This is a genomic window from Pseudomonas sp. DVZ6, from assembly GCF_024259445.1.
GTDB lineage: Bacteria > Pseudomonadota > Gammaproteobacteria > Pseudomonadales > Pseudomonadaceae > Aquipseudomonas > Aquipseudomonas peradeniyensis.
Genome location: NZ_JANCLM010000014.1, coordinates 95807 through 119272 on the forward strand (window position 1 = coordinate 95807; position 23466 = coordinate 119272).

General features: G+C 66.6%; 25 protein-coding genes. 13 read left to right on the forward strand and 12 right to left on the reverse strand.

Annotated elements, in window-relative coordinates; translation table 11 throughout:
* Positions 1 to 68: 68 nt before the first annotated feature.
* Genes NMG10_RS10565 through NMG10_RS10580 form a run of 4 tightly spaced genes read right to left on the reverse strand, consistent with a single transcriptional unit; the run spans position 69 to position 4238 of the window.
* A complete protein-coding gene (locus NMG10_RS10565) occupies positions 69 to 1193 on the reverse strand; it encodes an agmatine/peptidylarginine deiminase (protein ID WP_254464313.1) in 1125 nt (374 codons plus the stop codon).
* Positions 1194 to 1197: 4 nt separating this feature from the next.
* Positions 1198 to 2292 (reverse strand): extracellular solute-binding protein, encoded by a 1095-nt coding sequence (locus tag NMG10_RS10570; protein WP_232855723.1) that lies wholly within the window; start codon positions 2290 to 2292, stop codon positions 1198 to 1200.
* 3 nt (positions 2293 to 2295) lie between these two features.
* Positions 2296 to 3192: an N-carbamoylputrescine amidase gene (aguB, locus tag NMG10_RS10575; protein WP_254464314.1), complete on the reverse strand. Its 897-nt coding sequence runs from the start codon at positions 3190 to 3192 to the stop codon at positions 2296 to 2298.
* Positions 3189 to 4238, reverse strand: a complete 1050-nt coding sequence (locus NMG10_RS10580; protein WP_234562978.1) for an agmatine/peptidylarginine deiminase — start codon at positions 4236 to 4238, stop codon at positions 3189 to 3191. The genes aguB and NMG10_RS10580 overlap by 4 nt, the downstream gene beginning before the upstream one ends.
* Positions 4239 to 4372: 134 nt before the next feature.
* Between NMG10_RS10580 and NMG10_RS10585 the strand changes: the two genes are divergently transcribed.
* From NMG10_RS10585 to NMG10_RS10600, 4 genes are all read left to right on the forward strand, one after another.
* Positions 4373 to 5233 (forward strand): LysR substrate-binding domain-containing protein, encoded by an 861-nt coding sequence (locus NMG10_RS10585; protein ID WP_203650556.1) that lies wholly within the window; start codon positions 4373 to 4375, stop codon positions 5231 to 5233.
* Between the two features lie 243 nt (positions 5234 to 5476).
* Positions 5477 to 6676, forward strand: a complete 1200-nt coding sequence (fabV, locus tag NMG10_RS10590) for an enoyl-ACP reductase FabV (RefSeq protein WP_232855720.1) — start codon at positions 5477 to 5479, stop codon at positions 6674 to 6676.
* A gap of 167 nt (positions 6677 to 6843) precedes the next feature.
* A complete protein-coding gene (locus NMG10_RS10595) occupies positions 6844 to 7530 on the forward strand; it encodes a GNAT family N-acetyltransferase (RefSeq protein ID WP_232855719.1) in 687 nt (228 codons plus the stop codon).
* Positions 7531 to 7697: 167 nt separating this feature from the next.
* On the forward strand, positions 7698 to 8606 hold the full coding sequence (locus NMG10_RS10600) for an alpha/beta fold hydrolase (RefSeq protein WP_232855718.1): 909 nt from the start codon (positions 7698 to 7700) through the stop codon (positions 8604 to 8606).
* Between the two features lie 90 nt (positions 8607 to 8696).
* Here the strand turns inward: NMG10_RS10600 and NMG10_RS10605 are convergent, their stop codons facing one another.
* The 5 genes from NMG10_RS10605 to NMG10_RS10625 all read right to left on the reverse strand — a co-directional run bounded on the left by NMG10_RS10605 (position 8697) and on the right by NMG10_RS10625 (position 11452).
* Complete coding sequence (locus tag NMG10_RS10605) at positions 8697 to 9038, reverse strand: HopJ type III effector protein (protein ID WP_203650564.1); 342 nt, start codon at positions 9036 to 9038, stop codon at positions 8697 to 8699.
* The gene (locus NMG10_RS10610) at positions 9031 to 9327 is read right to left on the reverse strand and encodes a DUF1244 domain-containing protein (RefSeq protein ID WP_050706872.1); all 297 of its coding nucleotides are present in this window, start codon (positions 9325 to 9327) and stop codon (positions 9031 to 9033) included. The genes NMG10_RS10605 and NMG10_RS10610 overlap by 8 nt, the downstream gene beginning before the upstream one ends.
* Before the next feature lie 11 nt (positions 9328 to 9338).
* Positions 9339 to 10031 (reverse strand): dihydromonapterin reductase, encoded by a 693-nt coding sequence (folM, locus tag NMG10_RS10615; RefSeq protein ID WP_203650575.1) that lies wholly within the window; start codon positions 10029 to 10031, stop codon positions 9339 to 9341.
* Between the two features lie 76 nt (positions 10032 to 10107).
* On the reverse strand, positions 10108 to 10680 hold the full coding sequence (locus NMG10_RS10620) for an antibiotic biosynthesis monooxygenase (RefSeq protein ID WP_232855716.1): 573 nt from the start codon (positions 10678 to 10680) through the stop codon (positions 10108 to 10110).
* A gap of 148 nt (positions 10681 to 10828) precedes the next feature.
* Positions 10829 to 11452, reverse strand: a complete 624-nt coding sequence (locus NMG10_RS10625; protein WP_203650579.1) for a hypothetical protein — start codon at positions 11450 to 11452, stop codon at positions 10829 to 10831.
* Positions 11453 to 11636: 184 nt separating this feature from the next.
* On the opposite strand from NMG10_RS10625, the gene NMG10_RS10630 reads away from it, so the two are divergent.
* Entirely contained in the window at positions 11637 to 12092 is a 456-nt protein-coding gene (locus tag NMG10_RS10630; protein ID WP_232855715.1) for a flavodoxin, read from the forward strand.
* 98 nt (positions 12093 to 12190) lie between these two features.
* Here NMG10_RS10630 and NMG10_RS10635 read toward each other — a convergent pair whose 3' ends face one another.
* A complete protein-coding gene (locus NMG10_RS10635; protein WP_232855714.1) occupies positions 12191 to 13078 on the reverse strand; it encodes a LysR family transcriptional regulator in 888 nt (295 codons plus the stop codon).
* A gap of 100 nt (positions 13079 to 13178) precedes the next feature.
* Between NMG10_RS10635 and NMG10_RS10640 the strand changes: the two genes are divergently transcribed.
* The 4 genes from NMG10_RS10640 to NMG10_RS10655 all read left to right on the forward strand — a co-directional run bounded on the left by NMG10_RS10640 (position 13179) and on the right by NMG10_RS10655 (position 16351).
* Positions 13179 to 13565, forward strand: a complete 387-nt coding sequence (locus NMG10_RS10640) for a CidA/LrgA family protein (RefSeq protein WP_203650585.1) — start codon at positions 13179 to 13181, stop codon at positions 13563 to 13565.
* On the forward strand, positions 13555 to 14241 hold the full coding sequence (locus tag NMG10_RS10645; protein WP_254464315.1) for an LrgB family protein: 687 nt from the start codon (positions 13555 to 13557) through the stop codon (positions 14239 to 14241). Before NMG10_RS10640 ends, NMG10_RS10645 begins: the two co-directional genes overlap by 11 nt.
* 173 nt (positions 14242 to 14414) lie before the next feature.
* Positions 14415 to 15320 (forward strand): alpha/beta fold hydrolase, encoded by a 906-nt coding sequence (locus NMG10_RS10650; protein WP_110736894.1) that lies wholly within the window; start codon positions 14415 to 14417, stop codon positions 15318 to 15320.
* A gap of 116 nt (positions 15321 to 15436) precedes the next feature.
* Positions 15437 to 16351, forward strand: coding sequence for an SDR family oxidoreductase (locus tag NMG10_RS10655; RefSeq protein ID WP_254464316.1), 915 nt, complete (start codon positions 15437 to 15439; stop codon positions 16349 to 16351).
* A gap of 548 nt (positions 16352 to 16899) precedes the next feature.
* On the opposite strand, the gene NMG10_RS10660 is transcribed toward NMG10_RS10655, so the two are convergent.
* A complete protein-coding gene (locus NMG10_RS10660) occupies positions 16900 to 17682 on the reverse strand; it encodes an IclR family transcriptional regulator (RefSeq protein ID WP_232855712.1) in 783 nt (260 codons plus the stop codon).
* A gap of 189 nt (positions 17683 to 17871) precedes the next feature.
* Here NMG10_RS10660 and hmgA point away from each other — a divergent pair, with 189 nt between their 5' ends.
* The 4 genes from hmgA (at position 17872) to NMG10_RS10680 (ending at position 22645) form a co-directional block, all read left to right on the forward strand.
* Entirely contained in the window at positions 17872 to 19173 is a 1302-nt protein-coding gene (gene hmgA / locus NMG10_RS10665) for a homogentisate 1,2-dioxygenase (protein ID WP_203650594.1), read from the forward strand.
* 3 nt (positions 19174 to 19176) lie between these two features.
* Positions 19177 to 20469 (forward strand): fumarylacetoacetase, encoded by a 1293-nt coding sequence (gene fahA / locus NMG10_RS10670; protein WP_254464317.1) that lies wholly within the window; start codon positions 19177 to 19179, stop codon positions 20467 to 20469.
* Positions 20470 to 20480: 11 nt separating this feature from the next.
* A complete protein-coding gene (gene maiA, locus NMG10_RS10675; protein WP_254464318.1) occupies positions 20481 to 21110 on the forward strand; it encodes a maleylacetoacetate isomerase in 630 nt (209 codons plus the stop codon).
* Between the two features lie 185 nt (positions 21111 to 21295).
* The gene (locus NMG10_RS10680; protein ID WP_254464319.1) at positions 21296 to 22645 is read left to right on the forward strand and encodes an aromatic acid/H+ symport family MFS transporter; all 1350 of its coding nucleotides are present in this window, start codon (positions 21296 to 21298) and stop codon (positions 22643 to 22645) included.
* Here NMG10_RS10680 and NMG10_RS10685 read toward each other — a convergent pair.
* Positions 22634 to 23440: a SirB1 family protein gene (locus NMG10_RS10685; protein ID WP_203650600.1), complete on the reverse strand. Its 807-nt coding sequence runs from the start codon at positions 23438 to 23440 to the stop codon at positions 22634 to 22636. The two genes, NMG10_RS10680 and NMG10_RS10685, sit on opposite strands and share 12 nt — an antisense overlap.
* Positions 23441 to 23466: the final 26 nt, after the last annotated feature.

The following is a 23466-nucleotide window of genomic DNA, read 5'->3' on the forward strand; positions in this document are numbered from 1 at the left end:
ATAGCGTTTTCTCTGTAGGAGCGGCCTTGTGCCGCGAAAGGGCTGCGCAGCAGCCCCGGCAATCGTGCCTACACCGCCGGGCACTGGTTGGTCACGCAGTGAATCCCGCCCCCACCCGCCGCAATCGCATCGATATCCAACTGCACCACCTTGCGCCCCGGATACAGCTTCACCAGCAACGCCCGCGCCTTCTCGTCGGCACTGCGGTCACCGAACTGCGGCGCGATCACCGCGTCATTGATGACGAAGTAGTTGATATACCCCGCCGCGAAGTCCGGATTGTCCTCGCTGAACTTGCTGCGCCGAGGCTTGAGCGGTGGCGACATCGTGTGCACCTGCAACTTGCGGCCATCGGCATCGGTGGCGTTGCGCAGGATTTCCAGGTGCTCAAGGGTCACTTCGTGATCGTACGAGTCCGGATCGTTGTCCAGGTTCGCCACCACCACGCCGGGCGCCGCGAAGCGCGCGTAGAAGTCCACATGTGCATCGGTGATGTCCTTGCCCTTGATGCCCGGCAGCCAGATGATCTTGCGCAGCCCCAGCCGCTCCTTCAGCTCCGCCTCGACCTGAGCCTTGCTCCAACCCGGGTTGCGGTTGCTGTTGATCCAGCTGCTCTCGGTCATGATCCCGGTGCCATGGCCGTCCACTTCGATACCGCCGCCTTCGCCCACCAGCTCGCTGCGCTGGTACTGGGCACCGGCCAATTTGGCGACGCGGGCTGCCAGCTTGGCGTCGTAGCGGTGCTGCTGCTTGCCGCCCCAGCCGTTGAAGTTGAAGTCCACCGCGCCCAGCGCGCCATCGTCGTCGACCACGAAGTTGGCGCCGATGTCGCGCATCCAGATATCGTCCAGCTCGGTCTCGACATAGGTGATGTTGTGGCTGCCGCATTCCTCCTCGGCGATGTCGCGCTCGCTGGCGCGGCAGAACACCGTCACCGGCTGGAACGCGGCGATGGCACGGGCGATGCGCCCGAGCGCGGCCTGGACGTCTTCGGTGAAGTCTTCCCAGATGGCGTCCTGGGCGCCGAAGGCGATGTAGGCGCGCTGGTGCGGTTCACCCTCGTCGGGCATGAACCAGCGACCGGCCTCGCTGGCGCGGGCGCTGTTGCTGCCGAACGGCAGGCCAAAGCTGGCGGCGGCGCCGAGGCCGGCGACGACGCTCATTTGCTGGAGGAAGGTACGGCGAGTGGGCATGGGGTCAGTCCTGTGCAGTCTTGAAACGGGTCCAGACGCGCATGCGCGCACGCATGTCGGCCTGGGGGATGTCCTTGCCCGGGATCAGCCGGGTGTAGGTGGCATCGGCGAGGTAGATGTCCGGGTTGTCACGCAGGCGCGCGTCCACCAATGGGCGGGCCTTGGCGCTGGCGGTGGGGTAGCCGGTGAAGTTGCTGATCGCGGCCATGTTCTCCGGGCGCATGACGAAGTTGATGAAACGATAGGCGTATTCCGGGTGCTTGGCGTCGGCGGGGATGGCCATGGTGTCCATCCACACCGTGGTGCCTTCGCGGGGCACGCGGTACTGGAAGTCGATGGCCTTGCCGGCGGCCTCGGCGGTGCGCTGTGCCTGGATCACGTCGCCGCTGTAGCCCAGCGACAGGCAGGTGTTGCCGTTGACCAGCTCGGTGACCGGCTGTGACTGCAGCTTGCGCACATAGGGGCGAATGCCCTTGAGCAGTTCGCTGGCGGCGGCCAGGTCTTCGCGTTTGGCGCTGCGTGGTTCGCGACCGAGGTAGTGGAGGACCACGGCCAGCACTTCGTCGGGCGAGTCGATCATCGAGATGCCGCAGTCGGCGAACTTGGCCGCCAGCTCCGGTTTGAACAGCAGGTCGAGGCTGTCCAGCGGGGCGTCGGGCATGCGCTCGCGGATCTTCGCCGCGTCCATGGTCAGGCCGATGGTGCCCCAGGTGTAGGGCACGGTGGCCTGGCTGGCCTTGGGATAGCGCTCGTGCAGCTGGCGCAGGCCGGGCTCGATGTCATCCAGCGCGGTCAGTTGCTGGCGGTCCAGCGGCCGCAGGCTGCCGGCGCGCATCAGCCGTTCGGCCACGGTGTCGCCGGGGAACACCAGGTCATAGCCGCTGCGCCCGGACATCAGCTTGGCCTCGAGCACTTCGCTGCCGTCCATGACGTCGTAGATCACCGGGATGCCGGTTTCGGCGGTGAAGCGCTTGAGGGTGTCCTCGGCAAAATAGTCGGCCCAGTTGTACAGACGCAGGGCTTCCTGCTCGGCCTGGGCAGCGCCGGCGCAGGCCACCAGGGCGGCGATGGCGAGCAGTTTCGATGGACGGCTTGGCATGGTTCAGGCCCTCGCGGTTTGTGGGGTACGGCCGTCGAGGGTCATCAGCGGCGCATACATGCTGGGGCGACGGTCACGGTAGATGCCCCAGGTCAGGCGGTCCTCGCGCATGCGTTCCAGGTCCAGGTCGTGCAGCCACACGCCGCTGCTGTCGCGGTCGGCTTCTTGCAGCATGGCGCCTTTGTGGTCGCAGATGAATGACGAGCCGTAGAAGTGCATCGACAGGTTGTCGTCACTACGGGCGACCTCGTGGCCGACCCGGTTGGCGGCCACCACCGGCAGCAGGTTGGCGGCGGCGTGGCCACGCATGGCCATCTGCCAATGGTCGCGCGAATCCAACTCGGCGGCGCCCGGCTCCGAGCCGATGGCGGTGGGGAACAGCAGCACCTCGGCGCCCATCAGCGCCAGGCAGCGGGCGGTCTCGGGGAACCACTGGTCCCAGCAGATGCCGATGCCCAGGCGGCCGAAGGCGGTGTCCCAGACCTTGAAGCCGGTGTCGCCGGGGCTGAAGTACTCCTTCTCCTGATAGCCGATGGCGTTGGGGATGTGAGTCTTGCGGTAGATGCCCAGCAGGCGGCCGTCGGCGTCGGCCACGGTCAGCGAGTTGAAGAAGGCATTGCCGGCGCGCTCATACCAGCTCAGCGGCAGCACCACGCCCAGCTCCTTGGCCAGGGCGGCGAAGCGCTTGAGCAACGGGCTGTCGTGGTAGTCCTGGGCCAGGGCCTGGTGGCTGTGGCACTGCTCGATGCAGAAGTACGGGGTGGCGAACAGTTCCTGCAGCAGGATCACCTGGGCGCCCTGGGCGGCGGCCTCTCGCACCAGCTGCTCGGCACGGTCGAGGTTGGCGGCCAGGTCCCAGCTGCAGGCCATCTGCGTGGTGGCGATGCGCAAGGTGCTCATGGCCGCGCCCCCTGCCACGCTGGCTGCTGCTGGGTGATGCAGTGGATGCCGCCGCCACCGTGGGCGATGTGGTCGATGCGCACCGGCACGACCTCGCGGCCGGGGAAGGCCAGGGCCAGCTGCTGCGCGGCGGCCTGGTCGGCGTCGATGCCGTAGGCCGGCATGATCACCGCGCCGTTGGCCAGGTAGAAGTTGGTGTAGGAGGCGCAGAACACCTCGGCTTCGGTGTCCACGGCCGCCGTGGCCTCGTACAGGTCGAGCAGCTCGAACGAGCGGCCTTGGGCATCAGTAGCCAGTTCCAGGGCGCGGCGGTTCTCGCGGGCCACTTCGGCGTACACCGAACCCTGGTCGTGGGTGGCGTCCACCAGCAGCACGCCGGGGCGGGCGAAGGCGCACACGCCATCGACATGGCCGTCGGTCATGTCGCCGGTGACGTACTGCGGGTCGCCCGGCAGCCAGATGGTCTTGCGGATGCCCAGCAGGCGGGCGAAGCAGTCCTCGAAGTCGGCCTTGCTCAGGCCCGGGTTGCGGTTGGGATTGAGCAGCACCGACTCGGTGGTGATCAGCGTGCCTTCGCCGTCGACGTGGATGGCGCCGCCTTCGTTGCACAGCGGGGTGCTCAGGCCTTCGAGGCCGAGGTGGTCGAGGATGCGCCGGGCCAGGCTGCGGTCCTTGCCATGCTCGGACTTGTCGCCCCAGGCGTTGAAGCGCCAGCTCAGGCCGGCCACGCCCTGTTGCGGGTGGACGAGGAAGGTCGGGCCGCTGTCGCGGCACCAGCTGTCGTCCACGGCCAGTTCGACCAGCTCGATGCCGGGGCCGCACAGTTCGCGGGCAATGGCCATGGCCGAAGGATCGACCACCATCTTCACCGGCTCGAAGCGGGCGATGGCGGCGGCCACGCGGGCATAGTCGCGCTGCACGTCGGCCAGGGTCACGCCCCAGCCCGACTCCCACAGCGGCTTGTTGTGTGGCCAGATCATCCAGGTGGCGGCGTGGCGGGCCCATTCGGCAGGCATGCGCCAGCCGCTGTCGCGGGACAGGGTCATAGTGAACTCCGATCTATTAGGGGTTTTTATCAACGAAGCCCGCCGTCGCGGGTGTTGCTGCCCATGTTATGGCTGGGAAAGTGGCGCGACAAACGATAGATTTAGCGTATTTCTGATTAGTCAGGCTTATCAGCATGCTCAAGCATTGGCCCCCGCTCAACGCCCTGCGTGGTTTCGAAGCCGCCGCCCGCCTGGGCAGCTTCCATAAGGCCGCCGAGGCCCTGAACCTCACCCAGTCGGCGATCAGCCAGCAGATCCGCAGCCTGGAAAGCTACCTGGAACAGCCCTTGTTTCATCGCAGCGGGCGTAGTGTCAGCCTGACCGATGCCGGGCATGACCTGCTCAGCACCACCCAGGCCTTGCTGCAGCAGCTGGCGGTGGGGATTCGTCGTCTCGACCAATACCGCAAGCCCAACCAGCTGGTGGTCAATACCACCCCGGCCTTCGCCCGGCATTGGCTGTTACCGCGCCTGGCGGATTTCCACCGGTGTCACCCGGACGTGGACCTGTGGCTGTTCACCAGCTTCGAGGTGCCGGACATGGCCAGCGAGACCATCGACCTGGCGATTCGCGACGATATCGGCCCGCAGGCTGAATGCAGCTTCACTGTGCTACACCAGGACACGCTGTATCCGGCTTGTCACCCGACATTATCCGAGACCGGGCGCACGACCTTGCACGGCGAGCGCGAGATGGACTGGAGCCACTGGCAGCTGGAGGGCGGCGAGGAGGTAGGGCAGCAGGGCAAGGGGCTGAATTTCTCCGACCCGGGGCTGCTGCTGGAGGCGGCGGGCGAGGGGCTGGGGATTGCCCTGGTCAGTCAGCTGCTGGCGCAGCGGATGGTCGACGAGGGACGTTTGCGACCCTTGTCGGCACAGCGTGTACGCGGGCCGGTGTGGAGCTGCCTGGTGCATTGGGAAAGCCAGGAGGATCCGTTGGCGCGGCAGTTCCTGGCATGGTTGCGCGAAGCCTTGCAGCCAGCACCGTCCCTGTAGGAGCGGCCTTGCGCCGCGAAAGGGCCGCGCAGCAGCCCCAGATTTCGGAAGATCGCTGAAATTGCCGGGGCCGCTTCGCGGCCCTTTCGCGGCACAAGGCCGCTCCTACAAAATGTTCGAGGATTTTGAATCACCCCGTAATATGTGTCGGATATCCCGCGAGGGTAGTCTCACCCTCTAGATCAAACGGCAGCGCCCCGAATCCGGGTGCTGCCCCAGCCTAAACCTGACGAGGTACAGACATTGGCCATCATTCATCCCAAGGTTCGCGGTTTCATCTGCACCACGACTCACCCCAAGGGCTGCGAGCTCAACGTCCGTGACCAGATCGAAGCCACCCGCAAGCTGGGCGTGCGCGAGGATGGTCCGAAGAAAGTCCTGGTGATCGGCGCCTCCAGCGGCTACGGCCTGGCCGCGCGCATCACCGCGGCGTTCGGCTTCAAGGCCGATACCCTGGGCGTGTTCTTCGAAAAGCCGGGCACCGAGACCAAGCCCGGTACCGCCGGCTGGTACAACGCCGCCGCATTCGACAAGTTCGCCAAGGCCGAAGGCCTGTACAGCAAGTCGATCAACGGTGACGCCTTCTCCGACGAAGCCCGTGCCAAGGTCATCGAGCTGATCAAGAACGAAATGGGCGGCCAGGTCGACCTGGTGATCTACTCCCTGGCCTCGCCGGTGCGCAAGCTGCCACAGACCGGTGAGCTGGTGCGTTCGGCACTGAAGCCAATCGGTCAGCCGTACAAGTCGACCGCCATCGACACCAACAAGGACACCATCATCGAGGCCAGCATCGAGCCGGCCACCGAGCAGGAAATCGCCGACACCGTCACCGTGATGGGCGGCCAGGACTGGGAGTTGTGGATCGACGCCCTGAACGCCGCTGGCGTGCTGGCGCCGCAGGCCCGCACCGTGGCCTTCAGCTACATCGGCTCCGACATCACCTGGCCGATCTACTGGGACGGCGCGCTGGGCAAGGCCAAGCAGGACCTGGACGAAACCGCCCAGCGCCTGGGCAAGAAAGTCGGTGGCAGTGCCAACGTGGCCGTACTGAAGTCGGTGGTCACCCAGGCCAGCTCGGCGATCCCGGTGATGCCGCTGTACCTGTCGATGGTCTTCAAGATCATGCAGGAGAAGGGTATCCACGAAGGTACCCAGCACCAGCTGGACCGCATGTTCCGTGAGCGCATGTACCGTGCGGACGGTGCGCCGGCTGCCCTGGACGACGAAGGCCGTCTGCGTCTGGACGACTGGGAACTGCGTGATGACGTGCAGGACGCCTGCCGTGCGATGTGGCCGAAGGTGACCACCGAGAACCTGTTCGAGCTGACCGACTACGCTGGTTACAAGAAGCAGTTCCTCAACCTGTTCGGCTTCGAGCGCGCTGACGTCAACTACGACGAAGACGTGGCGACCGACGTACGGTTCGACTGCATCGAGCTGTAAGCAAGTCCTTGACCGCGCAGCCGTTGATGACGGCTGCGCGGTTCCCGCCGACGACTTGTTAATATTCTGAAACAAATCACCCAATGGCCCTTTGCCATGGGCACCCTCCGCCTGATCTATACCCCAGCTATTGGCCTTGCAATTCCGCCGGGGCCAGGGAGGGAGCAATGGGCGCACTGCAAAAACTACAAGAACGCATCCGCCAGAAGGGCCTCAAGCGCACCTTCAAGACGTTGTTCGAACGCTACGTGTTCTTCCACTGGGAACTGCTGTGGATGGAGCGCGACCTGATCAGTCCAGTGCCACCCCACAGCCTCAAGGCCCACACGCCGGTCACCCTGGTGCAGATCACCCCCGCCAACGCCGACGCCTTCGCCGCGTATTTCGGCGACCGCGTCGAGACCATGCGCGAACTGGCCGCCGCCGGGCACACCGGGCACATGTACCTGGACGAGCAGGGCGACGCCGTGGCCTTCATCTGGGCCAGCGTGCTCGACTATCACGACAAGCACTACTACGGTTGCACCTTCCCGGTGAAACCGGGCGAGTTCTTCGAATTCGGCGGCGAAATGACCCGGCCCTACTTCGGCAGCGAGCTGTCGGTAACCGCCCAGGTCGAACTGTGGAACGCCATGCGTGAGAAAGGCTGTCACAAGGTGGTGGATGTGGTGGAGACCCACAACGTGCCAGCCATGAAGCTGCACCTGCGCATGGGTTACCACGAGCAGGGTCGGGTGATGCATGTGTATGGCCTGTTTGGCCGCTGGAAGCTGTTCCGCGAGACCCGCTACCACGGCTCGCGCCTGGCGGTGCTGCGCAAGCCGGGTGTGGCGCGGGCCCTGCCGACTGCTTGAACTATCGCGGGGCAAGCCCGCTCCCACGCTACCCTGAACTGGGCAGGGTAGCGTGGGAGCGGGCTTGCCCCGCGATAGGGCCGGTACAGCCACCGATTTTTTTGCTAGCGTGGGCGCACGACAACAGCCCGTCCGCCAGCATGGCGCGACGCCGCAGGGAGCGCGCCATGAGCAGCCTCACCCAACCCGCCTGTGCCTTTCGTCATGTCGCCGCCGACGGCTACAGCCTCGGCGGATTCCGCTGGCGCCACGCCGAGCCCGATCCCGGGCGAGCGCTGGTGATCATCAACGCCGCCACCTCGGTGCGCTGCCGTTACTACTCGCGATTCGCCGACTACCTGTTCGCCCAGGGCTTCGACGTACTCACCTATGACTACCGCGGCATCGGCGAATCGCGCCCGGCCACGCTGCGCGGCTTCCAGGCGTCCTGGAGCGACTGGGGGCGGCTGGACTTCGAGGCGATGCTGCAATTGGCCGTCGCCGAGCATCCCGGCCAGCCGGTGCATGTGGTCGGCCACAGTTTCGGCGGCTGGGCGCTGGGGCTGGCGCCGTCGGCGGCGCAGGTGCGCCATGCGGTGCTGGTGGGGGCGCAGTTCGCCTACTGGCGTGACTACGCGGCGGAGCAGCGTTGGCAGCTGTTCGGCAAATGGCATGTGCTGATGCCGCTGTTGACCCGGGTGTTCGGCTACTTTCCCGGCAAGCGCCTGGGCTGGCTGGAGGATACCCCGGCTGGTGTGGTGCACGACTGGAGCACCCGCACGCCGCGCTACGAGCACCGGCCCAGTGGGCGCCTGCTCGAGGCGGCGCCGTTCGAACAGGTGCGGGCGGCGACCCTGGCCGTCAGCTTGACCGACGATCCGTTCGGCACGGTGGCGGCCACCGAGAGGTTGTTGGGGTATCTGCGGCAGGCCGAGCGTCGGCACCTGCGGGTGGCGCCTGTGGATATCTCGGTGGAGGAGATCGGGCATTTCGCGTTCTTTCACGATCGGTTTCGTGAAAGTTTGTGGCCGATTGCGCTGGGATGGCTGCGAGAAGGGCAGTTGCAGGGCCAGGTGCCGGGTCGCGTTATCGGTTGAGGGCCCCATCGCGGGGCAAGTCGCATCGGCGCACCGCCGCTCCCACCAGCAGTGGGAGCGGGCTTGCCCCGCGATGGGCGAGACGCGAAGTCAGGCCAGGCGCGTGAGCGGCTGGGCGGTGAACTTCACGCCGGCCAAACCATGCTTGATCAGCGCACGGATATTGCCATGGTCGCTGCCCTCGGGGGTGGCCACCACGCTGCGGTAGTGCTCGCCGAAGGCCAGCAGTGCTTCCTGGTCGCTCAGCCCTTCCAGCAGCGCCAGGCCCAGGGTCTTGCACGAGCCTTCGTTCTGCCCGGCGGCATTGTGCACGTCGCCGTTGTCGAAGGCCTGGGGCTGGTAGCTGTAGTTCGCGGCGATGAACGCCAGGGTGTCGGCGAAAACGTGTTCGCCGCTGGCGAGGCTGCTGCGCAGGGTGTTCAGGTCAGTCACGGGGTTTTCCTTGTTCGAACGCCGCCTGTTGCTCGGCGCTGGCTTCTTTCTGGTGTTGGGCTTTCCACTCGGCGTAGGGCATGCCGTACACCTGCTCGCGGGCATCGTCCAGGCTCAGCTCGATCTGGCGATCGTCGGCGGCGGCCTTGAGCCATTTCGACAGGCAGTTGCGGCAGAAGCCGGAGAGGTTCATCAGGTCGATGTTCTGCACGTCGGTGCGTTTCTGCAGATGGTCGACCAGGCGCCGGAACGCGGCGGCTTCGAGTTCGAGCTGTTGTTGCGGGGTCATGGGCGGTCTCTTCAGGTCATGCGGTTCTTCAGATGGCGGCCACCGTTGATGACCACCTGGCTACCGGTGCTGTACTGGCTTTCGAGCAGGAACAGCACGGCGTCGATCAGCGGGCGGGCGCCGGGTTCGAATTCGAGCAGGGCCTTTTTCAGGGTCTGCTGGCGGTACTGCTCGTCGCCGCCTTCCTTGAGGATCAACAGGCCCGGCAGGATACCGTTGACCCGCACCTTGGGCGCGTACTTTTCGGCGAACGACAGCACCATGTTCTGCAGCGCGGCCTTGGTCGCGGCGTAGCCGATGTGGCTCTTGCTGCCGCGCGAGGAGGTCTCGTCGCAGATGTGGATGATATCGGCCTTGTCCACCTTGTTCAGCCATTCGCCGAGGGCCAGGTTGAGGTGGTAGGGCGCCTCGACGTGCAGGCGGAACATGGTGTCGAGGTTGTCCAGGCCGTCGTCGAGCCACAGCGAGGCGTTGTGGATGATCCCGCGCAGGCCGTCGTAGTGGCCGTGCAGGTGGTCGATCAGGGCCTGACGGTCTTCACTGCGGGTCAGGTCGGCCTGGAACTGCCGGATGTTCGGGTGGGCCGCCTGGGCATGCAGGCTGCGGCTGGCGCTGACCACCGTATGGCCGGCCTGGGCCAGCTCCAGGGCCAGGGCCAGCCCGACGCGCTGGCTGGCGCCGGTGATGAGGATTGGGCTGTTCATGTGCGGGCGGTCTGTTCGTCTGTCCGTGCGTGATGCCCCAGCATACCCGAACTGCGCGGCCTTGCGAGCCCGTGCCTCAGCGGCTGCGCAGCCCCTGGGGGCGGTCGCTCGGGGCCTGCGGCGCGGCGTTCAGCCAGCCGGCCAGCAAACGGGTGGACAGCGGGATGAACAGGTACACCATCAAGGGGGTCAGGGCCAGGGTGCTGAGCAGCACGCGGGGCAGTAGTTCCAGCGCTGCCAGCCAGTGGCCGAACAGCAAGTTGAACAGCAGCGAGACCGGGAAGAACGCCAGCCAGATGGCCGTGGCCTGTTTCCAGCGTGGCGGTTTTTGCACCGTATTGGTGCCGAACCAGTCGTCGATGCCGCTCACACGCCTCTCTTTGGGGCGTTCGAACAGGCCGTCGCCGCGCTCCAGCCAGGTCCGGCGCGAGGCGGAGTGCTCCCAGGCGTGCAAGGTCTGCTCGTCGGTGAAGCGGAAGATGATCTGGAATTCATCGGCCTCGGCCGGCGGCGCGAGGATGCCCGAGCCCAGGTAACCGGGGAAGTCGGTGGCCAGCTGCTCGCCTTCGTGCAGCCAGGCCAGCAGGTCCTGGTAGCGGCCACAGGCGGCGCGGCGCGACACCATCAAGGTGACGGGTGGGGTAGACATCGTGTATCTCCTGGCGACGGGGCTGGCGGGTAGCCGGCCCCTTGGCATGCGGCCCGGGGTGGTGGGCGGCGCAGGCGTGCTTGCAAGAATCGGGCGCAGATTATGCGCGAACACGCATGACCGGTCAGTTTCAGCGGCTGGACGGTCGTCAGAAGGCGGCAGGGGCCTGGGCGTGCAGCTCGGGGTGAGCCTGGCGGTGGGCCTGCAGGATGTACTCGCGCAGGCGTTCGATTTCTTCGGCCGGGCTATGTGACAGGTCATAGGCGGCCAGGCGCGGGCCGATGCGTCGGCGCAGCACGCCGTGCAGGCCGATCGGCGGGATATCCGCGGCGGCGAAGCGCAACTTGAAGCGGGACGGCGCCTCGCGCTGGCCACGGACTTCCAGCAGCACGCCCTTGAACGAGATGTCCCGCACCCACAGGTCGCTGGCCTGGCCATGGTCGTCGAGCAGGGCGCTCGGCCGCTCCAGCGACAGGCGCCAGGGCCGCAGCATCGGGCCGTCCTCGTAGATGTCCGGCGAGCCCAGTTGCAGGTGCAGGGCGTGGAATTCGTCCTCGACCAGTTGCAGGGGGAAGCTCAGTTGCTGGTTGTTGAAGCTGGCCTGCAGGGTCACCTGCTCGTTGGCCACCAGGCGGGTGAGCAGGTCCTTCAGACGACGGTCGCCATTGACCAGCAGGCTCGACATGGGGTCGGCCAGGTTCAGCTGGGGCGAATGCTGCATGTCCTGGATGAAATCCAGTTCGTCCTGGGAGAGTAGGGCGTCTGCTTGCATGGTCGAACTCGAAGGGGCGATCGGTAAGGGCGATTTCTTCACGGTGGTGGACAGTGGGCAATACGCTTCGTTCCGGTCATTCGTCGGATAATCCTGAAGTGTGTGACTTTAGGCATAGGCGGCCTTTTGCCACTGTCGAGTGCTAGTATCCTACGTTTTCACTCAGTTTCGGAATCCTCACCCGATGAAAGTCGCCATTATTTCCGGTTCGGTATACGGCACCGCCGAAGAAGTCGCCCGTCACGCCGAGTCGCTGCTCAAGGCCGCCGGCCTTGAAGCCTGGCACGCCGCCCGCGCCACCCTGCAGGACATCGAGGGCTTTGCCCCGGATGCGTTGTTGGCAGTGACCTCGACCACCGGCATGGGTGAACTGCCCGACAGCCTGATGCCGCTGTACAGCACCATTCGCGACGTGCTGCCGGCGGCCTGGCGCGGATTGCCGGGGGCGGTGATCGGCCTGGGCGACTCGAGCTATGGCGACACCTACTGCGGCGGCGGCGAGCAGATGCGCGAGCTGTTTGCCGAACTGGGGGTGAACGAGGTGCTGCCGATGCTGCGGCTCGATGCCAGCGAGACGGTGACGCCGGAGACCGATGCCGAGCCGTGGTTGGCGGAGTTTGTGGCTGCCCTTGAAGGCTGATGTTGCCTGGACCGGTCCTATCGCGGGGCAAGCCCGCTCCCACGAAAGCTGCATGATGCTCGTGGGAGCGGGCTTGCCCCGCGATAGGGCCGGTCGCCTCAACGAATGGCTGAATGTTCGCGCAACAACGCCAGCCACGCCTGCGCTGCCCGCGACAGGTAAGCCCCGCGCCGCCAGATGAAGGCGATATCCCAGCGCAGATGTTCCGGCGCCCGCAACGGCAAACGCACCACCCCGGGCCGCTCCAGCGCCCGCGCGACGATCGCCGGCAGCAACACCACGCCTTGCCCGGCCGCCACCAGCGCGGCAAGAAAGTCCGCCTGGCCGCTGCGTCCGCCTTCCCTGGGCGTGAAACCCTCCTGCTGGCAGGCACTGAGCAACCGATCATTCAACACGAAGCTGCGCTGGTACAGCAGGAACGGCGTGTCGGCCAGTTGCGCCAGGGCGACGTCGGCTTGCCCGGCCAGCGGGTGGCCGGCGGGCAGCAGTGCCTCCAGCGGCTCATTGCAAAAGGCTTGGTAATCGAACGCCGGATCGCTCGGCGTCAGGCTGCCGCCCAGTTCCAGCTCGCCGCTTCTCACCGCCTGCTCGACCATGCGGCTGCCGCCTTCGAGCAGTTGGATCGAGATGTTCGGATGCCGCCGCCGGTACTCGGCGAACAACCCGGCGAACAACGCGTCGCTGCCCAGCAGCGGCAGGCCCAGGCGCAGCTCGCCGCGGGCCATCTGGCTGAGGTCGTCCAGTTCGCTCTGCAGCTCCTGGCGCTGGCGCAACAGCGCCTCGCCCCGCTCCAGGACGATGCGCCCGGCGGCGGTCAGCAGCAATTGCGAACCCTGACGTTCCAGCAGGGGCTGGCCGATAGCCTGTTCCAGCTGGGCGACTTGCTTGCTCACCGCCGACTGGCTGATGTGCAGGGTGGTCGCCGCCTGGGTGAAGCCGCCCTTGTGGACGACCTCGATAAAACTGCGCAGCTGTTTGAATTCCATGATCGCTCGATTCCATTCTGGAATGGCTGTCAGTCTAACAATTCGCTTCTGGCCTAGGTGCGCGACTTCTACAATGGGCACGTTGTCGAGGAACCCCGCCATGAATCCTGAATTGCTGAAGAAAACCCTGCGCCTGCTCGCCGAGCTGACGGTGTTGCTGGGCCTGTTCCTGATCGGTGGCCAGCTGGCCGCCTGGCTGGCCTGGCCGATCCCCGCCGGGGTGATGGGCCTGGCGCTGCTGCTGGTGCTGTTCGCGACCGGCGTGCTCAAGCCGGCCACCCTGCAACTGGGCGCCGGCTGGCTGATGGCCGAGATGTTGCTGTTCTTCATCCCGGCGCTGATGAGCCTGCTGGACTACGGCAGCCTGCTGCGCAGCGAAGGCTGGCGCATCTTGCTGGTGATCGCCCTGAGCACGCTGCTGGTTATGGTCGTTACCGCGCTGACCGTGGAACTGGTGTGCCGCTGGAGGTTGCGCCATGAGCCTTGAACCCATGCCGCTGTTCTGGCTGACGCTGACCCTGGGCGCCTACCTGGGCAGCCGCTGGCTGTACCGGCGCAGCGGGCGCTACCTGCTGTCGCCGCTGATCCTGGTGCCGGCGCTGCTGCTGGCGGTGGCCGTGCCGCTGCACACCGCCTACGCCGAATATGCCCGCAACACCCACTGGCTGATGGGCGTGCTGGGCCCGGTCACCGTCGCCTTCGCGGTGCCGATCTGGCAGCAGCGGGCACTGCTGGCGCGCCACTGGCCGGCGCTGCTGGTGGGCATGCTGGCCGGCAGTGTGGCCTCGATCGGCAGTTCCTGGGCGCTGGCGCACCTGCTGGCGCTGGACGATGCGGTCAGCCTGTCGCTGCTGCCGCGCTCGATCACCACGCCGTTTGCCATGCCGGTGGCCCAGGACCTGGGCGGCGTGCCGGAACTGACGGCGGTGTTCGTGATGTTCACCGGCGTGCTCGGGGCGATGTTCGGCGGCATCCTGCTGCGCTGGCTGCCACTGCGCACGCCGTTGGCGCGGGGCGCGCTGTTCGGCGTCGGCGCCCATGGTGCGGGCGTCAGCCGGGCCCAGGAGGTCGGCCGCGAGGAGGGCTCGGTGGCCGGCCTGGTCATGGTCCTGACCGGGCTGCTCAACCTGCTGGCGGCGCCGCTTTTGATGAAGTTGATCTGACCGTTCGTGCCACTGACTCGCACGGTCATCAGGCTGGCTGCCAAGGCGACTTATCACCTTCGTATAGGCTTCTAGACTGAGCCTCGACATAGAGAGCACATGTATGTGCCGAGGTGACATGCAATGAACGCAGCCTTGCCCTCTTCCGACACTTATCCACCGGGACGACCGTGATGCCACTGGCCGAGATTCCATTGTGCGTCTGGCGCACCCGGAGCCAGGGTTTCACCTTCCGGGGCCAGAGCATCCGCTACTGGACGGCAGGGCAAGGAGAGCCCCTGCTATTGCTTCACGGTTTCCCCACGGCCAGCTGGGATTGGCACTACCTGTGGGCACCCCTGACCCAGCGTTTTCGCGTGGTGGCCTGCGACATGCTCGGCTTCGGCGACTCGGCCAAGCCCGCGGACCACGACTACAGCCTGCTCGAGCAGGCCGACCTGCAGCAGGCGTTGCTGGCGCACCTGCACATCGACCAGCCGGTGCACCTGCTGGCCCATGACTACGGCGGCAGTGTCGCCCAGGAGCTGCTGGCCAGGCACCATGAACAGCGGCTGGAGGTGGCCAGTTGCGTGTTCCTCAACAGTGGGCTGTTCCCCGAGAGTTGCCGCGTGCTGCTGGTGCAAAAGCTGCTGCTCAGCCGCCTGGGCTGGCTGGTCGGGCGCTCGTTCGGGCGCGACGACCTGGTGCGCAACGTCACCCAGGTCTACGGCCCCTGCACCCACCCCAGCGAAAGCGCCCTGGACGACTACTGGAGCCTGATCGCCTCCAACCGCGGCCCACGCATCCTGCACCGGCTTATCAGCTTCCTGCCCGAGCGCAGGGCCCAGCGCGAACGCTGGGTCGCGGCGCTGCAACGCCCGGGCGTGCCGCTGCGCTTCATCAATGGCGCGGTGGATCCTTTGTCCGGCGCGCACATGGTCGAACGCTACCGCGAACTGGTGCCGGAGCCCGACACCGTGGTGCTGCAGGGCATCGGCCATTACCCGCACACCGAGGCGCCGGTGCAGGTGCTGCGCCACTACCTGGCCTTTCGTGAGCAACCGATGAGCTATGTGCCGCTGAAGGTCGCCTGGTCCTGACCGGGCGATCATCGCCGGGCGTTATCGGGCGGCATTCGCCACGGTGCGCTTGATTGCCCGGCCCCGGCGGCTGGCGGAGACTGCGTTGCATCCCTTCATTGCCAGGAGCCTTGAGCATGAGCGAACCAGTACGTCTGCAGGATCGAGTGGTGATCGTCACGGGGGCCGGTGGCGGCCTGGGCCGGGCCCATGCGCTGCTGTTCGCCGCGCGCGGCGCGCGGGTGGTGGTCAACGACCTGGGCGGGTCGACCCACGGCGAAGGCGCCAACGCAACGGCGGCCGACCGCGTGGTGGAGGAGATCCGCGCCGCGGGCGGTTCGGCGATCGCCAACCATGACTCGGTCACCGACGGCGCACGCATCGTCGAGCAGGCCCTGGATACCTACGGCCGCGTCGATGTGCTGGTCAACAACGCCGGCATCCTGCGCGACAAGACCTTCCACAAGATGGAGGACAGCGACTGGGAGCTGGTCTATCGCGTGCACGTCGAGGGCGCCTACAAGGTTACCCACGCCGCCTGGCCGCACCTGCGGGCGCAGAACTGGGGGCGGGTGATCTTCACCTCGTCCACTTCGGGCATCTACGGCAACTTCGGCCAGGCCAACTACGGCATGGCCAAGCTCGGCCTTTACGGGCTGACCCGCACCCTGGCCATCGAAGGCCGCAAGCACGGCATCCTGGTCAACGCCATCGCCCCGACCGGCGGCACGCGCATGACCGAGGGGCTGATCCCGCCGCAGGTGTTCGAGCGGCTGCAACCCGAGCTGATCAGCCCGCTGGTGGTGTACCTGGGCAGCGATCAGTGCCAGGACAGCGGCGAGCTGTTCGAGGTGGGCGGCGGCTGGGTCGGCAAGGTGCGCTGGGAGCGCAGCCAGGGCGTGGGTTTCGACCCGCGGGAAGGGTTCACGCCCGAGCAGGTGGCGGACAACTGGGCGCGGATTGGCGACTTCGAGGGTGCCGGGCATCCGCAGGACAGCCTGCAGGCGTTGCAGCAGATGATGGCGAACCTGCAAAAGCATCCGTTGGGTTGAGGCGCGCGTATCACGGCATGGTCGGGTTTGCGTGCGTGGCATGTGAGCAGGCTTGTGAGCGGGCATGCGAGCGGGGTATGCGTGGGAGCGGGCTTGCCCCGCGATGAGGCCGGTCCAGGCAACGGCGCCACATGGCACGGGCTTCGCCCGTGATCGCGGGGCAAGCCCGCTCCCATGCAGCCTCGCTCGCATACCCGCTCGTACGCAGCCCCCGCTCGCACGCAGCCCGTACCAAGCCCGCTCTCAACCAGCCCATTCCCACCAGATTTTGCCAAGCGATTCTTGCACAAATAAAAAAGGCCGCTGCAATCGCAGCGGCCAATCGAGACGTTAGATCAAGGAGCTTCAAAATCAACGTCGGTGAACCTGAGCGGGCGCGAAAGGCGGGGGGGAGAGCCCTTCGTGCCGGCCAGTGAGATCAGAATAAGCGCTTGAACCCGCGGGAAAAATAGCCGCTTATGACATTCACCTTTACGTTTCGGGTAAAAGTGCAAGGCGGACTATAGCCAGCCTGTGCAGTGAAAATCCGTAATGCTTTGTAAGCCCTTTCACTGATCCGCGCCGTATCCCATCCGCCAACTGGTGGCCTGGGTGGCGGCGAGCAGGCGTCGGGCGGCCGGGCCGTGCTCGTCGGCATGGAAGATCGAGGTCGGCCCGACCACGGTCATCACCGCGGCGACCTGGCCCATGGCGTTGAACACCGGCGCGGACAGCGCATCCACCCCCGGCATCAGCAACCCGTGCACATGGTGCAGGCCGCGCTGGCGGATCTGCTCCAGCAGGGGCGCATAGTCGTCCGCCTTCTGGCCGAGCGTGGCCAGCTCCTGGTCGCGCAGCTCCACGGTCTCCCGTTCGGGCAGATGGGCAGCGAACACCAGCCCGGTGGACGAGCTCAGCAACGGCAGCACCGAGCCGATCTGGGTCACCACCGTCACCGCCCGCACCGCTGGCTCGATGCTCACCACGGTCGCGCCCTGGTTGCCCCACACGGCGATGAAGCAGCTTTCGTTGAGCTCGTCGCGCAGCTGCGACAGCGGCAGCGCCGCGACCTTCAGCACATCGATGCTGCCCAGGGCCGCCATGCCCACCCGCAACGCCTCGCGCCCGAGCCCGTAGTGGTTGGTGGCCGGGTCCTGCTCGGCGAAGCCGCTGGCGATCAGTGCCTGCAGGTAGCGGTGCACCTTGCTCGCAGGCATCTCGACATGCTCGGCCAGGCGTGACAGCGAGGTGGAGGGGGAGAGTTCGGCCAGGGCCTTGAGGATGTCGGTGCCGACTTCCGCCGAGCGGACCTTCTGTTTGCCGTTGTCGGCACTGCTGCTGGCTTTGGCCATGGGGGGCTTCTATGCAGATTTCATGGAGTGGCGCCTTTATAGCTTGACGCCTGCGCGCGGGCAAATTACGTTATTCGTAATCTGATTACGATAAAAACAATGCAGACGCGCTGCCGCCCTTGGTGCCGGTTTCAGGATCGGGCCCGCAGCCAGCTGCCCGCAACGGCTCCCAGCAGCCCGGAGGCACCGATGACCCGCGACACTTCCCCTGAACTCGAGTACCTGAGCGGCTTCGGCAACGAATTCGCCAGCGAAGCCTTGCCCGGCGCCCTGCCGGTCGGGCAGAACTCGCCGCAGAAGGCGCCCTATGGGCTGTACGCCGAGCTGCTGTCGGGCACTGCCTTCACCATGACCCGCAGCGAACTGCGCCGTACCTGGCTGTACCGCATTCGCCCGTCGGCGCTGCACCCGCGTTTCGAGCGTCTGGAGCGCCAGCCGCTGACCGGCGCGCTGGGCGCCATCAACCCCAATCGCCTGCGTTGGAGCCCCCAGCCGATCCCGTCCGAACCGACCGACTTCATTGACGGTTGGGTGCCCATGGTGGCCAACTCGGCATCGGAAAAGCCGGCTGGCGTGAGCATCTACATCTACCGCGCCAACCGTTCCATGGAGCGGGTGTTCTTCAATGCCGACGGCGAGCTGCTGCTGGTGCCCGAGCAAGGCCGCCTGCGCATCGCCACCGAGCTGGGCGTGCTCGTGGTCGAGCCGCTGGAGATCGCGGTGATCCCACGGGGCATGAAGTTCCGGGTCGAACTGCTCGATGCCCAGGCCCGTGGCTACATCGCCGAGAACCACGGTGCGCCGCTGCGCATTCCGGACCTCGGCCCGATCGGCAGCAACGGCCTGGCCAACCCGCGTGACTTCCTCACCCCGGTCGCCCATTACGAAGAAAGCACCGGCCCGGTGCAGCTGGTGCAGAAGTTCCTCGGCGAACACTGGGCCTGCGAGCTGCAGCATTCGCCGCTGGACGTGGTTGCCTGGCACGGCAGCAACGTGCCGTACAAGTACGACCTGCGCCGCTTCAACACCATCGGCACGGTCAGTTTCGACCACCCCGATCCGTCGATCTTCACCGTGCTGACCTCGCCCACCAGCGTGCATGGCATGGCCAACATGGACTTCGTGATCTTCCCGCCGCGCTGGATGGTGGCCGAGAACACCTTCCGTCCACCATGGTTCCACCGCAACCTGATGAACGAGTTCATGGGCCTGATCCACGGCGCCTACGATGCCAAGGCCGAAGGCTTCCTGCCCGGCGGCGCCTCGCTGCACGGGGTGATGAGTGCCCACGGCCCGGACGCCGAGACCTGCGACAAGGCCATCTCGGTGGACCTGGCGCCGCACAAGATCGACAACACCATGGCCTTCATGTTCGAGACCAGCCAGGTGCTGCGTCCGAGCCGCCAGGCCCTCGAAAGCCCGCAGTTGCAGGCCGACTACGATAGTTGCTGGGCCACCTTGCCGAGCACCTTCAACCCGAACCGGAGATAACCGATGAACCACAACGCCATTGCCCGCAGCTGGGTCGAGCACGCCAACGGGCACCGCGACTTCCCGCTGCAGAACCTGCCCCTGGGCATCTTCAGCCGCCCAGGGCAGGCGCCACGTTGCGGCGTGGCCATCGGCGACGCGATCCTCGACCTCGAGGTCGTGCTGGCCGCCGGCCTGTTCGACGGTGCGGCCAAGGCCGCCGTCGAAGCCACCGTCGGCGGCGCGCTGAACGCTTTCTTCGCCCTCGGCCGGGCGGCCCGCGTGGCCCTGCGCGAGCGCCTGCTGGTACTGCTGGGCGAGGGCAGCGAGCACCAGGCTGCGCTGAAGGCCGCGCTGTACCCGGCCAGCGAATGCCAGCTGCACCTGCCGGCGAAGATCGGTGACTACACCGACTTCTATGTCGGCATCGAGCACGCCAAGAACGTTGGCAAGCTGTTCCGCCCGGACAACCCGCTGCTGCCCAACTACAAGCACGTGCCGATCGGCTACCACGGCCGCGCCTCGACCATCCGTGCCTCCGGCGCCGATGTGCGCCGTCCCAAGGGCCAGACCCTGCCGGCGGGCCAGACCGAGCCGAGCTTCGGCCCTTGCGCGCGCCTGGACTACGAGCTGGAACTGGGCATCTGGATCGGCCAAGGCAATGACATGGGCCAGCCAATCCCGGTGGGCGATGCCGCCGAGCACGTGGCCGGCTTCTGCCTGCTCAACGACTGGTCGGCGCGGGACATCCAGGCCTGGGAATACCAGCCGCTGGGCCCGTTCCTGTCCAAGAGCTTCATCACCACGGTGTCGCCATGGGTCGTCACCGCCGAGGCCCTGGAACCGTTCCGTTGCGCCCAGCCGGCCCGTCCGGAGGGTGACCCGCAGCCGCTGTCGTACCTGCTGGACAAGCGCGACCAGGCCGCCGGCGCCTTCGACATCGAGCTGGAAGTGCTGCTGCTGACCGAGCGCATGCGCGAGCAGAACCTGCCGGCTCATCGCCTGACCCTGAGCAGCACCCGCAGCATGTACTGGACCGTGGCGCAGATGGTCGCCCACCACAGCGTCAACGGCTGCCAGCTGCAACCGGGCGACCTGTTCGGCTCGGGCACCCTGTCGGGCGCCGCGCCGGGGTCGTTCGGCAGCCTGCTGGAGATCACCGAAGGCGGCAAGCACCCGGTGGAACTGGCCAGTGGCGAGGTGCGCAAGTTCCTCGAGGACGGCGACGAGATCATCCTGCGCGCCCGTTGCGTGCGCGAGGGCGTGGCCAGCATCGGCTTCGGCGAGTGCCGCGGCACCATCGTCGCGGCCAACTGAGGGGCAGGGCGATGGAACTGTTCACCTACTACCGCTCCACCTCGTCGTTTCGGGTACGCATTGCCCTGGCGCTCAAGGGCCTGGATTACCAGGCCTTGCCTGTGAACCTGCTCAAGGGCGAGCAGCGCGGCGCGGACTATCTGGCGCTCAACCCCCAGGGCCGGGTGCCGGCCCTGCGCCTGGAGAGCGGCGAGCTGCTGGTGCAGTCGCCGGCGATCATCGAGTACCTGGAGGAAGCCTTCCCCGAAACGCCACTGCTGCCCCGTGGACCTGAAGCCCGGGCCAGGGTGCGCGGCGTGGCGGCGATCATCGGTTGCGATATCCACCCATTGCACAACGTCAGCGTGCTCAACCAGTTACGTCAGTTGGGGCACGAAGAGGCCCAGGTCAACCAGTGGATCGGCCACTGGATCAGCCAGGGGCTGGCGGCGGTCGAGCAATTGATCGGCGATGAGGGCTTCTGCTTCGGGGCGACGCCGGGCCTGGCCGACGTCTACCTGATCCCGCAGCTGTACGCGGCCGAGCGCTTCAACATCGACCTTGGTGGCTACCCGCGCATTCGCCGGGTGGCCGCCCTGGCCGAGCAGCACCCGGCCTTCCACCAGGCCCACCCGGCGAGGCAGCCCGACACCCCCGACTGACCACAAACTCATTGTGTTGGCAGGGGCACTGTGGGAGCGGGTTTACCCGCGAATGCAAGGGTGAGGCCACCGACGCTTTCGCGGGTAAACCCGCTCCCACAGGTACTGCTTCAGCCCGCAGGAGCTAGCTCCTGCAACGACCATCGCGATCCCATGGCATAACAATAAAAGACAGGTACCTTGCGATGCATAACCAGATAGCCAGCTTTCACGCGGCGCTCGACGCGCGCCCGGTGTCACCCTACCAATGGCGCCTGCTGCTGCTGTTGATCCTGCTGTTGGTCACCGATGGTTATGACGCCCAGGTGCTGGGCTATGTGATTCCCGCGCTGGCCCAGGACTGGGGCCTGGAAAAGGCCGCCTTCGGGCCGGTGTTCAGCGCCAACCTGCTGGGCCTGACGGTCGGCTCGCTGGCGGTTACGCCACTGGCCGACCGCTTCGGCGTGCGTCGGGTGCTGCTGTGCTGCGTGCTGCTGTACGCCAGCCTGACGGTGCTGATGGTGTTTGCCACCTCGCTCGACAGCCTGATGCTGGCGCGTTTTCTCTGCGGCATCGGCATGGGCGGCGCCATGCCCAGCGCCATGGCGCTGATGGCCGACTACGCGCCGCCTCGACTGCGCACCCTGATGGTGACCCTGGCGGCCTGCGGCTTTTCCCTGGGCGGAGCGGCGGGTGGTTTCGTCGCTGCGGGCTTCATCGACCATTACGGCTGGCAGGCGGTGTTTCTCGCCGGTGGCGTGGCGCCGCTGCTGTTGTTCCCGTTCCTGGCCTTGTACCTGCCCGAGTCGCTGCCGCGCCTGCTGCGCGATGCGCCGCCGTATGCCCGGTTGCAAAGGATTGCCACCCGCCTGCTGCCGGGCTGGCAGGTGCCGGCGGCACAGGTCGCCAGCGATGAGCCAGCGGACAGCAAGCTCACCATGGTCGCGTTGTTCCGCGACGGTTTCGCCCGGCCGACCTTGCTGCTGTGGGGCACCTTCTTCGTCAGCCTGATCCTGCTGTATTTCATGATCAGCTGGCTGCCGTCGCTGCTGCAGGAAAGCGGCCTGGCGCTGAACCAGGCCAACCTGGTCACTTCGCTGTTCCTGTTCGCCGGCACATTCGGCGCGGTGTGCCTGGCCTGGTGCGCCGACCGAATGAAGAACAAGGCCCACCTGTTGGCCGGCGTATTGCTGGGGGCGGCAGTTTTCAGCGTGCTGGTCGGCCTCAACCACGACGACCCGCGCTGGCTGGTGCCCAGCGTGTTCGCCGCAGGCTTCTGCATCATCGGTGGCCAGCTGACGCTCAATGCCTTCGTCAGCAACTTCTACCCGGCCCAGGTGCGCGCCACAGGCACCGGCTGGGCCCTGGGCGTCGGGCGCTTCGGCTCGATCCTTGGACCGCTTATCGGTAGCTTGCTGCTGACCCTGCACATGCCGGTGGAGCAGATCTTCTTCTTCTGCGCCATCCCGGCATTGCTTGGGGCGCTGCTGGTCAGCCAGGTGCGGGCGCCACGGCCACGTGAAGTGGCGCCCAAGGCTGAAGCGCTAGTGGATTGAGCGCTTGCCGCTGGGCAGTTGGCCGATGCGTTCGCTGAGTTTCAGGCGTTGCAGCGGGTCGTCGGTCAGCAGCAGGGCGTGTTCCAGGTCGAAGCGTTCGGCCTGGGGGCAGTCCAGATGCTGGTACAGCGTGGCGCGGGCCAGGTAGTCGTTGACCTGCACCGGACCCAGTTGCATGACCCGTTCGGCATCGACCAGCGCGGCCAGGTCGTTGTCGTTACTGCTGTGCAACTGGCGCAGGTTGCGCGACAGGCGCTGGAGCATCTGCATCGGCGAGGCGCTGCGCAGGTGTTCGGCGGTCAGCGGCATCTGCGGGCCGAACTGGCGGGCGAGCAGTTCGCGGCAGTCGTTGGGGTAGAGGCGACGACCGCCGCAGGGGTCGAGCAGGTGATCGGCGCCGGGCACGCGCAGCAGGAAGTGGCCGGGGAAATTGACGCCTTCCAAGGGAATCGACAGGCGGCGGGCCAGCTCCAGGGCGAGAATGGCCAACAGCAACGGCTGGCCGCGACGGCGTTGCAGCACCTTGTCCATCAAGGCCGCCTGCGGTCGCAGCGGGTGGTACTCGTCCTGCTGGTAACCCAGGGCGTTGAGCTGGCGCAGCAAGGGCTGGGCCAGCTCGTTGAGCGGCAGCATCGGCAGGTTGGTGCTGACGTCGCGTTGCAGTTCGTGTAGCCGGGCCAGGCCGGCCGCGGGCTCGACGTTGCGGTCATGCTCGGCGGCGATCCACAGGGTGGCCTCCAGCAGGGCGACCGGCTCGCGTTCCAGGCAGGCCAGGCAGGCTTGGCGTGGGTTCATGGGACCTCTCCATCACGCTTAACTTG

What these genes read in the sequence shown, in the direction of transcription:
- NMG10_RS10600 (WP_232855718.1), top strand. Translation starts at nt 7,698, where the DNA reads ATGAGCAGCCTCACCCAACCCGCCTGTGCCTTTCGTCATGTCGCCGCC.
- NMG10_RS10620 (WP_232855716.1), bottom strand. Translation starts at nt 10,680, where the DNA reads ATGTCTACCCCACCCGTCACCTTGATGGTGTCGCGCCGCGCCGCCTGT.
- aguB (WP_254464314.1), bottom strand. Translation starts at nt 3,192, where the DNA reads ATGAGCACCTTGCGCATCGCCACCACGCAGATGGCCTGCAGCTGGGAC.
- hmgA (WP_203650594.1), top strand. Translation starts at nt 17,872, where the DNA reads ATGACCCGCGACACTTCCCCTGAACTCGAGTACCTGAGCGGCTTCGGC.
- fahA (WP_254464317.1), top strand. Translation starts at nt 19,177, where the DNA reads ATGAACCACAACGCCATTGCCCGCAGCTGGGTCGAGCACGCCAACGGG.
- NMG10_RS10570 (WP_232855723.1), bottom strand. Translation starts at nt 2,292, where the DNA reads ATGCCAAGCCGTCCATCGAAACTGCTCGCCATCGCCGCCCTGGTGGCC.
- NMG10_RS10655 (WP_254464316.1), top strand. Translation starts at nt 15,437, where the DNA reads ATGAGCGAACCAGTACGTCTGCAGGATCGAGTGGTGATCGTCACGGGG.
- NMG10_RS10565 (WP_254464313.1), bottom strand. Translation starts at nt 1,193, where the DNA reads ATGCCCACTCGCCGTACCTTCCTCCAGCAAATGAGCGTCGTCGCCGGC.
- maiA (WP_254464318.1), top strand. Translation starts at nt 20,481, where the DNA reads ATGGAACTGTTCACCTACTACCGCTCCACCTCGTCGTTTCGGGTACGC.
- NMG10_RS10585 (WP_203650556.1), top strand. Translation starts at nt 4,373, where the DNA reads ATGCTCAAGCATTGGCCCCCGCTCAACGCCCTGCGTGGTTTCGAAGCC.
- NMG10_RS10645 (WP_254464315.1), top strand. Translation starts at nt 13,555, where the DNA reads ATGAGCCTTGAACCCATGCCGCTGTTCTGGCTGACGCTGACCCTGGGC.
- NMG10_RS10650 (WP_110736894.1), top strand. Translation starts at nt 14,415, where the DNA reads ATGCCACTGGCCGAGATTCCATTGTGCGTCTGGCGCACCCGGAGCCAG.
- NMG10_RS10685 (WP_203650600.1), bottom strand. Translation starts at nt 23,440, where the DNA reads ATGAACCCACGCCAAGCCTGCCTGGCCTGCCTGGAACGCGAGCCGGTC.
- NMG10_RS10660 (WP_232855712.1), bottom strand. Translation starts at nt 17,682, where the DNA reads ATGGCCAAAGCCAGCAGCAGTGCCGACAACGGCAAACAGAAGGTCCGC.
- NMG10_RS10610 (WP_050706872.1), bottom strand. Translation starts at nt 9,327, where the DNA reads ATGACCCCGCAACAACAGCTCGAACTCGAAGCCGCCGCGTTCCGGCGC.
- NMG10_RS10630 (WP_232855715.1), top strand. Translation starts at nt 11,637, where the DNA reads ATGAAAGTCGCCATTATTTCCGGTTCGGTATACGGCACCGCCGAAGAA.
- folM (WP_203650575.1), bottom strand. Translation starts at nt 10,031, where the DNA reads ATGAACAGCCCAATCCTCATCACCGGCGCCAGCCAGCGCGTCGGGCTG.
- NMG10_RS10680 (WP_254464319.1), top strand. Translation starts at nt 21,296, where the DNA reads ATGCATAACCAGATAGCCAGCTTTCACGCGGCGCTCGACGCGCGCCCG.
- NMG10_RS10635 (WP_232855714.1), bottom strand. Translation starts at nt 13,078, where the DNA reads ATGGAATTCAAACAGCTGCGCAGTTTTATCGAGGTCGTCCACAAGGGC.
- NMG10_RS10625 (WP_203650579.1), bottom strand. Translation starts at nt 11,452, where the DNA reads ATGCAAGCAGACGCCCTACTCTCCCAGGACGAACTGGATTTCATCCAG.
- NMG10_RS10640 (WP_203650585.1), top strand. Translation starts at nt 13,179, where the DNA reads ATGAATCCTGAATTGCTGAAGAAAACCCTGCGCCTGCTCGCCGAGCTG.
- NMG10_RS10595 (WP_232855719.1), top strand. Translation starts at nt 6,844, where the DNA reads ATGGGCGCACTGCAAAAACTACAAGAACGCATCCGCCAGAAGGGCCTC.
- NMG10_RS10580 (WP_234562978.1), bottom strand. Translation starts at nt 4,238, where the DNA reads ATGACCCTGTCCCGCGACAGCGGCTGGCGCATGCCTGCCGAATGGGCC.